This window comes from Ruegeria sp. CDSC002 (assembly GCF_059610905.1).
Map to the genome: position 1 here is coordinate 1 of NZ_JBXWOM010000033.1, position 1273 is coordinate 1273.

Here is a 1273-nt window from a genome sequence, read left to right on the forward strand (position 1 = left end):
CGGATTTTTCACCCAGTCCCTGTCTGACCGTGATCCCGAGCTGTTCGGCTCGATCACATCCGAGCTGGGTCGTCAGCGCGACGAGATCGAGTTGATCGCATCCGAAAACATCGTCTCTGCCGCCGTGATGGAAGCACAAGGCTCGGTGATGACCAACAAATACGCCGAAGGCTATCCCGGACGGCGTTACTATGGCGGCTGCCAGTACGTGGACATCGCCGAGAACCTGGCCATCGACCGCGCCAAAGAGCTGTTTGGCTGCGGCTTTGCCAACGTGCAGCCGAACTCTGGCTCTCAGGCCAACCAGGGCGTGTTCCAGGCACTGATCCAGCCCGGCGATACCATTCTGGGCATGAGCCTGGACGCAGGCGGTCACCTGACCCACGGCGCCCGTCCCAACCAGTCGGGCAAGTGGTTCAATGCGGTGCAGTATGGCGTCCGCAAAGAAGACAACATGCTGGACTATGATCAGGTCGAGGCGCTGGCAAAAGAACACCAACCCAAGCTGATCATCGCCGGCGGCTCGGCCATTCCGCGACAGATCGACTTTGCCCGCATGCGCGAGATCGCCGACATGGTCGGCGCCTACCTGCACGTGGACATGGCGCACTTCGCCGGTCTGGTGGCAGCGGGTGAGCACCCCAGCCCCTTCCCGCATGCGCATGTGGCAACCACCACCACGCACAAAACCCTGCGCGGTCCGCGTGGCGGCATGATCCTGACCAATGATGAAGATATCGCAAAGAAAGTGAATTCGGCTATCTTCCCCGGCATTCAGGGCGGCCCGCTGATGCATGTGATCGCAGCCAAGGCAGTCGCCTTTGGCGAGGCGCTGCAGCCTGCGTTCAAGGATTACATCAAGCAGGTTGTGTTGAACGCACAGGCGCTGTCAGACCAGCTGATCAAGGGTGGTCTGGACACGGTGACCCACGGCACCGACACCCATGTGGTGCTGGTCGATCTGCGACCCAAAGGCGTAACCGGCAACATTGTCGACAAGGCTCTGGGCCGGGCGCACATCACCTGCAACAAGAACGGCGTGCCGTTTGATCCGGAAAAACCGACCATCACCTCGGGCATCCGTCTGGGCTCCCCCGCCGGCACCACCCGCGGCTTTGGCGAGATCGAATTCCGCCAGATCGCAGACTGGATCATCGAAGTGGTCGATGGTCTGGCCGCCAATGGCGAAGACGGCAATGGCGCGGTTGAAGCCAAGGTCAAAGCCGAGGTTGCAGAGCTTTGCGCTAAATTCCCGATCTATCCAAACCTGTAA

General features: G+C 60.6%; 1 protein-coding gene. It reads left to right on the plus strand.

Going from position 1 to position 1273, the window contains the following annotated elements; translation table 11 throughout:
* Nucleotides 1–1273: serine hydroxymethyltransferase (glyA, locus tag AC2FJE_RS23420; protein ID WP_496758777.1), on the plus strand; the 1273-nt coding region annotated here is incomplete at its 5' end.